This is a genomic window from Colwellia sp. BRX8-4 (assembly GCF_014077345.1).
GTDB lineage: Bacteria > Pseudomonadota > Gammaproteobacteria > Enterobacterales > Alteromonadaceae > Colwellia_A.
On record NZ_JACGVS010000052.1, the window covers coordinates 1 to 2,141 of the forward strand.

Consider the following 2,141-nt stretch of genomic DNA (forward strand, 5'->3'; position numbering starts at 1 on the left):
TAACCTGTTGCTTGGTTATGGGTTTTCCAGACATATCTTTCTCTATTGAATTTGATATATCTAAAGTGTACCAAAACCGGTCAACCTAATTGTCGCGACCCGGCCAAGCTAATTGTCGCCTAATAGGAAGGACCGGATTAGGACGAATTACTAAGTTATCAAGACACCCATGATAATTCTTTATTACCCCATATCCACATTTATGATTCAATTGAATCAAACAGCTATAAAAGATAGGATAATAAAGTTATCAAGACACCCATGAAAATTTTATTTTTTATCTCTTAGATGAGTTAGGCAGTATCATCCCATATATATCGAGAGCGATAGTAGGTAGTTATGTTTATTATTAGGTATGTACTGGTGATGCTGTATTGTATTTGCGTTTATAACTTTTCAAGAAGCAATAGAAGTTTTAATAATTGGTTATTTGATTATATTTCGCCTAGGCAACAAACCAGCATGCTTAAAAATTGTGGAATACAATGGTTGCTACTGGATTTTGAAGGTTCCAAAAATACAGAATCTTTAAAAACTTGTTTTGAAGAGTTTAGCGAAGAAATTTTTAATAGCCCTATACTTTCAAAAATAACCCTACGCATACGCAATAGTATGAAAGAATGAAAAGGATTAGAACAGTTTAAATCATAACGGTGAACGACCCCTTGTGGCCCCCCTAGAGTTGACCTAAAAGCTGGAAAAGATTAGGGTCTTCATAGAGAGAAAAGTTATCAAGACACCCATGATAATTCTTTATTACCTCATACCCACATTTATGATTCAATTGAATCAAACAGCTATAAAAGATAGGATAATAGAATTAACTTCAAGTAAATATAAGTTATTTTATTTTTATTTAAATAAGTAGGCTGAAAATTATAAAGCCTCGTTACGATTAAAAACTTGTTAGGAACGGTCTTTTTTCGTGCCTCTACTGAAAGGTCTCTTATACACAACTTTCAGGCTGTCATTAATAGTATTTCTTTAATTTTTTGGAATTAATCCATATGAAAAATCAATCTGGTTTCACTCTGATTGAACTTGTAGTGGTTATTGTTATCTTAGGGATTTTGTCAGCGGTAGCTGTTCCTAAATTTATAAGCATACGAAGTGATGCTCAACAATCCGCAATGGATGAATTAAAGGGCGCCTTAGAGTCAGCTAGCACGCTAGTTAACGCTAAGGCCATAGTTGAAGGACTTGGTAATTTGCAAGATGCAGAACTATCATCAGGAATAAAGATTCATTGGGGGTATCCTTCCAATACACAGACAAACATAAGATTAGTTCTAAATTTCACTGAAGGCGCTGATTGGGAGTTAACTGGTTCATCACCAATTATTTTTACATTTTTGAGTGATACAGAAGGTATGCTGGCTGATGCTATAAAAGCAGATGATACACTTTGTAAGCTGACCTATAAGCAAGCTAATAAAGGTCAACGACCAGTAATTTCCATTTCAGGTTGCGCCGACTAATTCCCGAAAGCATGTGCAACAGTGAGAATTACTACGCCAGCCATGATAATGCTACACAATAATAATGCTCTGAAAAACAGCTATCCATTGGTCATTAACAATGCATGTACTTCATCTTGTAAGCCTTTGCCTATCGATTTTTATAGAAGTTGATTAAATGAGTGAATTTCAGGCAAGCTTTACTTCTCCCCCAAGGTAGCTGTGTTTTTCTTGCTGTTTTTGAATGTAGCTATGTTTACGCGCTATTCAAACAAGCTTGGGCATTTGCTTTACCGTGTGCGCGCTTTAACCCCACGTGCTCAGTAAATTCACACAAATGCTCTGCGGTGCCGACCGCGCCCGTGAATATACCTTCAAAGTTTGTGGTGAGTTTGAGCCAACTGTCATCGCTGATGTGAAGTCTTGACAGTATATTTGCGGTTTTTTTATCGATAGCGCCTCGTTTGTCTGCTCTTATTACGCGACCTGTTTCATCTACAAGGGTTAAATAGTCCTTCAAACTAAAGCGGATACCGGAGGTTTTAGCTTGCTGTTCATGGCCCGTAAAAGGTAATAACGTTGTCGGTTGCTCTCCGATAATGGCTGCTTTGATACGCAGTTGAATACTGGTAAAACTCGATTGCTCAGGTGTTGGAGCAATGCCTGCACGTACTGGATTTAAAT

General features: G+C 37.0%; 1 protein-coding gene and 1 pseudogene. One reads left to right on the forward strand and one right to left on the reverse strand.

The features are described from left to right. Window positions 1-1,007 precede the first annotated feature (1,007 nt). Window positions 1,008-1,478, forward strand: a complete 471-nt coding sequence (locus tag H4J56_RS19290; protein WP_182259815.1) for a type II secretion system protein — start codon at window positions 1,008-1,010, stop codon at window positions 1,476-1,478. A 235-nt stretch (window positions 1,479-1,713) separates the two neighbouring features. Here the strand turns inward: H4J56_RS19290 and H4J56_RS19295 are convergent. Further along, a pseudogene (locus tag H4J56_RS19295) lies at window positions 1,714-2,141 on the reverse strand (transposase); the annotation flags it as partial.